This window comes from Psychromonas sp., assembly GCF_983033635.1.
Window position 1 is genome coordinate 1 of the sequence record NZ_CEZLMY010000173.1, and the last position, 7,542, is coordinate 7,542.

The 7,542-nt window shown below is 39.5% G+C and carries 8 protein-coding genes; all 8 read left to right on the forward strand.

All coding sequences use genetic code 11. From position 1 onward, the window contains the following. Position 1: 1 nt before the first annotated feature. Positions 2–1,432, forward strand: a complete 1,431-nt coding sequence (locus AC4GME_RS15880; RefSeq protein ID WP_490379745.1) for a type II and III secretion system protein family protein — start codon at positions 2–4, stop codon at positions 1,430–1,432. Positions 1,433–1,435: 3 nt separating this feature from the next. Then, the gene (locus AC4GME_RS15885) at positions 1,436–1,693 is read left to right on the forward strand and encodes a hypothetical protein (RefSeq protein ID WP_490377039.1); all 258 of its coding nucleotides are present in this window, start codon (positions 1,436–1,438) and stop codon (positions 1,691–1,693) included. Positions 1,694–1,721: 28 nt separating this feature from the next. Then, positions 1,722–3,092: a pilus assembly protein TadG-related protein gene (locus AC4GME_RS15890; protein WP_490379746.1), complete on the forward strand. Its 1,371-nt coding sequence runs from the start codon at positions 1,722–1,724 to the stop codon at positions 3,090–3,092. Between the two features lie 8 nt (positions 3,093–3,100). After that, positions 3,101–3,550 (forward strand): TadE/TadG family type IV pilus assembly protein, encoded by a 450-nt coding sequence (locus AC4GME_RS15895; RefSeq protein ID WP_490377037.1) that lies wholly within the window; start codon positions 3,101–3,103, stop codon positions 3,548–3,550. Then, positions 3,550–4,032: a TadE/TadG family type IV pilus assembly protein gene (locus tag AC4GME_RS15900; RefSeq protein WP_490377036.1), complete on the forward strand. Its 483-nt coding sequence runs from the start codon at positions 3,550–3,552 to the stop codon at positions 4,030–4,032. The genes AC4GME_RS15895 and AC4GME_RS15900 overlap by 1 nt, the downstream gene beginning before the upstream one ends. Positions 4,033–4,060: 28 nt before the next feature. Then, entirely contained in the window at positions 4,061–5,323 is a 1,263-nt protein-coding gene (locus tag AC4GME_RS15905; RefSeq protein WP_490377035.1) for a CpaE/TadZ family protein, read from the forward strand. Positions 5,324–5,325: 2 nt separating this feature from the next. Next, complete coding sequence (locus AC4GME_RS15910; RefSeq protein ID WP_490377034.1) at positions 5,326–6,651, forward strand: TadA family conjugal transfer-associated ATPase; 1,326 nt, start codon at positions 5,326–5,328, stop codon at positions 6,649–6,651. An 8-nt stretch (positions 6,652–6,659) separates the two neighbouring features. Beyond that, positions 6,660–7,542, forward strand: an 883-nt coding sequence (locus tag AC4GME_RS15915) for a type II secretion system F family protein (protein ID WP_490379747.1), incomplete at its 3' end; no start/stop codon positions are given.

Genomic DNA, 7,542 nt, shown 5'->3' on the forward strand with positions numbered 1-7,542 from the left:
GATTTTATCCTTGTGCTTTGCCATTGTTACCGTTCATGCCGGAGGACCGGCCATGAAAGAAGATAACACCGAAAAAATTCCTATTTTTAAGTCGCGTAACTTAAAAATGAAAGACGATATTCATCGTGTTTCAATAGGCAATTCCAATATAGCCGATATTCTTATTTTAAGAGTTGATGAGCTTTATGTCGTGGGTAAAGCGTTAGGAACAACCAATGTTATGGTTTGGGACAAAAACGACAAAATAATAGATATTATTAATTTGGAAGTTACCCATGATCTGAACAGTTTACGCGAACGATTTTATCATTACCTGCCTGATCAAAAGATAGGCATTGAATCTTCTCAAGGCCAATTAGTGTTAAGTGGGGAAACATCTTCCCTGGAAAAAATGAACTTAGCCCTTGAACTTGCCAGAGGATATTCAGACACGGCAACAGTAGGTAAAAGAAAAAGCGAAGTGCTAAACATGCTGTCCGTCGGTGGTGGTCATCAGGTTATGCTTGAAGTGACTGTTGCTGAAGTTCAAAGTGAGGTTGCTCGCAAATTAGACTCTAAAATGCTATTGGCCTTTGACGGCAATAATGGTGGTGGGGGCATTATCAATGGCGGAGATCTCTTTAGTTCGCTCGGTGCATCTGCCGGAATCGCTCAAGGGATTTTTGGTAGCTATATTGGCGGAGATACCCTGTTCAGTTTTGCTTTTGAGATTGCCAAACAACATGGGTTGGCGAAAGTATTGGCAGAGCCAAATATTACCGCGCTGAGTGGTCAGCAAGCGCAATTTTTATCTGGTGGTGAATTTCCAATTCCGGTACCTAATGAGGATGGAGTAACCATTGAATATCGGGAGTTTGGTGTTGGGGTTACCTTTGTACCCACAGTATTAGATTCCGGAAAAATCAATCTCAACCTAAAAGTAATGGTCAGTGAATTAAGCTCTGCTAATACGCTTGCAATTACAGATGCTGCGACTGATTCCAGTTATATTGTGCCTTCCCTTGTTAAAAGAACAACGTCAACCACTGTTGAGTTAGGTGATGGTCAAACCATTGCTATTGGTGGTCTGATCAGTGATAACTTCAGAGAAACCGTTGATAAATTACCCGGCTTAGGAGATATCCCTATTCTTGGGCAGCTATTCCGCAGTCAAGAGTATATCAAAGGTCAAACCGAACTGGTGATTATGGTCACCCCAAGGCTTGTCCGCCCATTCAATAAAGAGGGGGTTGCCCTGCCGACTGATAATTTCGTCGCCTCAGGAGATATGAGTTTTTATCTGTTAGGTAAAATGACAGAGCGTAAAGAAAATGACTCTGCAGACAAATCGCCTAATCAAGTTGAGGATGTTAACGATGATCTGTTACCGGATAGCGGTGGAACTCAAGAAAAATATGGTCATGAATTAAGTACAGATAAAACAGAGGGCTAACTGATGAAAACAATTAAAAAGTCAATACTTCTGATCTCATTGATTATCGCTATTTCTGCTTGCAGTGTGGATCAGCAGCACGAAATATCAGGCACTTATGCCGATATTAATCAGATGCAAACTTTAGATCCTATGGCAGCAGAAAATAACGCTGGTGTCGTCAACTCCTTAGAAGGAAATGTCGGCAAAAAGGTTATGACTGGATACCAGGAAACTACCTATTCAGCGAAAGAAGGTCGTGTTATCCCCACTCTACAATAGAGGTGGAAAGTAAACAGGAAGGCAATATATGGCTAATAATTTAAAGCGTAAGCGTGGTCAATTACTAAAAAAACAGCAGGGTAATATCTTAGTAATGTTTACCATAGGCTTATTTGTTTTAATCGCTATGGCAGCCTTGGCGATAGATAGCGGGCATCTACTGCTAAATAAAAGTCGTCTGCAAAACTTATCTGATGCTGCGGCTCTACATGCGGCGAAAACCTTAGATGACGGTGGCAGCCATATAGACGCAAGAGTAGCTGTGATTCAAATTTTAGCTTTGAATATTGCTCACAGTGATAATTTTGAAATTAATGACGCGCTTAATCTGTTGTCCGTGGATACTTCTGCGACGCAAGTAACCGCGCAGATAAATGTTGATTTTTCAGAGAAACCCGATCCATTTATAAGTTCTAGCAGCGATGATGCGGATTATGTAAAGGTTGTGATTCGTAACCTTAATTTAAATAATTTTCTGGCGGATATACTAAATTTCTCAAAACGGGTATCAGCGACCTCGTTAGCTGGACCGAGCACTGCTGTTGTTGAATGCCCTAAAAATTTAGTACCTATGCTAGTTTGCGGTGATCCAGTGGCAGAGGCTGCGGAAGTACCAGATAACCCAGACACTATTTATGGACTACCTTTAAATAAATTGTATTTGATGAAAATAGGCTCAAATAGCAATTCACCGATTGGACCGGGTAATTTCCAATTGATTCGTTTGGGTGATAATAGTGGTGGTGCAGATATAAGAGATGCAATGGCGGGAGAAGCCTTTAATTCCGAAAATTGTTTTTCCACAGCCGGAGTGGGAAGTCTGGTACCTACCGAACCGGGTAATACTGTCGGGCCATCGGGGCAAGGAATAAATACACGAATGGGATCTTGGCAGGGGCCGGTGAATTCAACCGACCATCCAAGAGATTGGAATATATGTCAGGGACCACAGATAGAGCTTGATGCAAGTGATGCTATTTCGACAGAGATGGCAGGCAATGCTTATCGTTATAGTATAGTTGATGTAAATGGCGTTAGAGTTAACCAATATGAACAGGATATAGAGAATGGTTTTTGTTCTGATACTGAAAATGGTGACCCAATTATCATTCCTAATGCTATAAATGACACTCCTCCGAATGAAAATGAGCGAAGAATATTAAATGTTGTTATTGGAGATTGTAGCGGCAAAAATCATGGTGCATCAGACATTCCCTATATGGGACTTGGTTGCTTTTTCTTATCACAGGATATGATTTCAGGCGGACAGAATGCCTATATTGTCGGTGAATTTCTTTTTGATTGTTCAGTAGAGGGCATACCGGAAGGTGTGGCTGAGGACAACCCCGGCCCTTATACCATAGTGCTTTATCATGTACCTGGCAGTAAGGATTCTTAGGAGGAAGTATGCTTAAGTTAAAGAGAAAGCAAAAAGGATTGGCTGCGATAGAGCTGACTTTAATACTGCCCATTATGTTGCTGCTATTATATGCGACCGTTGAATTTTCCCGGCTGCTTTATCAATATAATGCCTTAACACAGGTAGTTAGAGATGCATCGAGATACATTAGTAATAATGCTCGACCAGGCTCAACCGAGGATATTGATATTACGGCGGGAACGTCAGGCAATGCAACCGCTCTTTTAAGGTATGGTCAATTTAACAGTGCTACGCAGGTATTACCGAATCTAGCGGCTGCGACCATTACTATTACAGTTTCAGGTGAATTTATAACGTTAACTGTTAGTTATCCTTGGCAGCCGATATTTGGGAGCAGCTTACCATCCTTTGTAAGCGATGCTAGTTTTGACTTAAGCTTTCCTCTAATTACGCGCTATACTATGAGGGCATTATAATGCTTTATAAAAACAGGGCCAAAGGGGTTTATAGCGTCGAGTTTGCCATCGTTGCCTCACTGTTTTTTATTCTGTTTTTTGCGGTAATTGAATTCGCCAGATTAATGTATACATGGAATGTACTGACTGAAGTTTCCCGGCGTGGTGCCCGATTGGCAACTGTATGTAATTTATTAACCGATACGGGCAATCCGCAATCAATTGCTCAACCTGCAGGGGTCTTAAGTGCTGCAACATTTGGCAGCAGCAATATTATCCCTAACTTAGCGTCGGCGAACCTTCATATCAGTTATTTACAATACGATGGTAGCGCGGCCACTACTTTTACTGAAATTCGTCTCGTGCGAGCTGAAATAGTGAATTATCAGCATGAATTATTAATTCCCTTTTTCTCTGTCACGCTAAACTCGCCAAGTTTTTCAACTACCTTGCCACGAGAAAGCCTTGGTGTAACAAGAGATACATATACAATTTGCTGGTAATGGCATTTAACTTTCAGGGTTATTTAATATGGAAAAAAACATTTTAAAAATATCACCCCTATCAAAAGAGCAAACAGACACTTCCCCCGGTTTTATTGATAAGGATGAATTAAAAATGTCATTCCCTTTTTTGGTGAATAGCTTACTGGTTTGTGCTGATCTACATTTTAGAGAGCAGATTAGTGAATATTTCTCTGAAGTAAAAAACCTAATTTTGAAAGTGGCACCTAAAATCTCTTTAATTAATAGTGAAACTCAAATTGTGCTGTTAGTTTACTGTGGTGATGAGCAGCAAATTTTTACAGATATGGAAAAGTCTGCTGCACAAAATATTCCGACCATATTAATTGGTGATAATATTTCTGCTGCGATGATGCGAAAAGCGATTCAATATCAAGTTAAGGACTTTATTCCGTTAGAGCATTTTAGTGATGAAATTGGCCCTGCCTTATCGAAATTGGTGGTGCAAATTTCAGCCAATATTAAAATGGCGCCAGTGGTCAGCGTTATTAATGGTAAAGGTGGCTGCGGAGCAAGTTTTATTACCGATTGTATAGGTCAGATTTGCGCGCAAAAAAGCAATGACAATATTGTTTTATTTGATGCTGATTTTCACCATGGCAGCTTGGCGGATAGTTTAGATGTCGACCCAGAATATTATCTGACAGATGCATTACAAGAGGTGCAGGAATTAGATGCGCTAGCGATTAAATCTATGATGTGTTCAAATGGTAATTTGAGTTTGCTGCCTGTTAAACCATATTCTCATCTATCTGATTTGGTTGATATAAACCATTATGATTTAAGTTTGTTGATAAATAAAATCCGCTTGAGTTACCAGTTGCTTATCGTTGATTTTTCCAGAGGATTAGAAGCACACAGCCTGCCAATACTTGATATTTCCGATGTTATTTTAGTGGTAGTACAACAAAATATTGTCAGCATTCGAGAAGCGAGAGCGTTAGTTTCCGAAATGAAAATTCGCTTGGGAATAAAACCTGAGCGGATTCATTTAATAGTGAACCGATTTTCAAAGAAACATAGCAGCATTAGTGTTGCGGAGATAAAAGAAGCGGTTGGTGTCGAATCTGCTCTTGTTATTCATAATAATTATGAGCTTGCGAGTGCGTGTACCGATTTGGGAAAACCCCTGCTACAGGTCCATAATTCACAACAAATAAAGCAGGATATTGAACAGATAGTGTCTGACTTCTTGCCTGTTTCTATTAACATAAAAGAGCATTCTACTAGCTTCTGGTCTCTCTTTTCGCTCAATTCTAATAAGGAATAAATATGGAATCCTTACAAAAAACAGGGCAACCGCAATATGATGTAATTAATCAACAAGATTTGGAAATTAAACAAGATACCTTTGCAAAATTGTTAAAAATGTTAGATTTATCTGTTTTAGAAACGCTGGATGAGCATACTGCCAGGCAACAGATTACTGAAATATGCCATCAATTACTTAATGAAATATCCAGACCGTTAAACTTACTCTCTCGACAAAAAATCATAAAATTAATCATTGATGAGGTATTAGGTTTAGGTCCATTAGAAACCCTGTTAGCAGATACAACCATTTCCGATATTTTGGTGAATAATTATGACAGTATCTATGTCGAACGGTTTGGTAAGTTAGAAAAAGTCCCGGTAACTTTTTATGATAATCGCCATCTGCTCAATATTATTGATCGCATTGTATCGAGTGTTGGTCGAAGAATTGATGAATCATCGCCAATGGTAGATGCCCGTCTGCAGGATGGCTCGAGGGTTAATGCCATTATTCCGCCTCTGGCTTTAGATGGTCCCTGTTTATCTATTCGTCGGTTTACCGTAGATAAGTTAACCTCTGAACAACTTATTGCCTATGGTTCGATGAATAAAGAGATTGGCCAATTTATTAATGCCATTGTCTTGGGCAAATTAAATGTACTGATATCTGGTGGTACGGGCAGTGGTAAAACAACACTGCTCAATATTTTATCCGGTTTTATTCCAGAAAATGAACGCATTATTACCATTGAAGATTCAGCAGAATTACAGCTTCAGCAACCGCATACAGTGAGGCTTGAAACACGCATCGCCAATATTGAAGGTAAAGGCGAAGTATTGCAGCGAGATTTGGTGAAAAACAGTTTACGGATGCGTCCAGACAGAATTGTAATTGGTGAGGTCAGGGGGGCTGAAGCAATTGATATGCTTGCTGCTATGAATACCGGCCATGAAGGCTCTTTAACAACTTTGCATGCAAACAATCCAAGGGATGCATTAGGCAGAATGGAAAATATGGTGTGCATGGCCGGTTTTGATATGCCGATTCATAATATTCGCTCCCAAATCGCATCGGCGATCAATGTAGTTATTCAGTTGCAGCGCCAGGAAGACGGGTGCAGACGTATAACGAGTGTGCAGGAAATTAACGGCATGGAAGGTGATGTCATCACCATGTCTGAAATTTTTAAATTTACAAGAACCGGTAAAGATGCTGATGGGAATATTCTCGGCGACTATACTGCCACTGGCGTAATTCCTAATTTCAATAACCAGCTTAAGTTGAAAGGTATTAATTTACCAAACTCTATTTTTGGCGCAGATTTTAATATGGCTAATTTCTAGGAGGCAATATGAGTAATGAGTATTGGTTTTTAATTTTAATATTTTCAGCCGTGATTTTTTTATCTCAGTCTTTACTTGTCTCAGTTTACAGTCCTCAAAGGACTAAAACGCGCTTATTAAAAAAGCATCTTAAAGGGATTTCCGATGGTGAAACCGCGCAGCAGGTAGATTTAGTGCTTAATAAAAAATTAGAAAAATTGCCAAGCTTCTTTAGAGCATTGGAAGAAATTGAATTTGTTAAAGATATTACCTATAAGTTGCAATTAGCCGGTTATAAAATATTCGGTCATCAATATCTGTTTTTTGCTTTATTCACCGCGGTCGCTTTTGCGCCTTTAGTTTGGTATTTCATCCTGGATCCACTGTTTGTACTTTTCAGCATTTTTATTGTTTTCTTTGTGTTTTATATCAAATTGAATAGAGATATAAATAACCGTCTTGAAAAGATTGAAGAACAGTTCCCTGAAGCGCTTGATGTACTGAAAAGAGGGTTACAGGCTGGTTATGCCTTCTCTGAAGCGTTAAAACTTGTTTACGAAGAAACCCAAGGTGATTTATCCAAAGAATTTTATATTTTATTTAATCAAATAAATTTTGGTACTGATATTAGAACATCGCTTTTATTATTTGTACAACGGGTCCCTATAACTTCGGCAATGGCTTTTGCCAGTGCGGTGAGTATTCAAAAGGAAACCGGCGGTAATTTAGCTGAAAAAATTGAATCGCTTTCTAATGTTATTAGGCAGCGGTTCACTTTTAAACGCCGGGTTAGAACCCTTTCAGCTGAAGGTCGCCTTTCCGGCTGGGTGTTAGTGCTGACACCTTTTGTACTTTTTGCTGTGCTATATATCGCCTCTCCTGCTTATGTTGCAACATTAACCAGTACCCCGG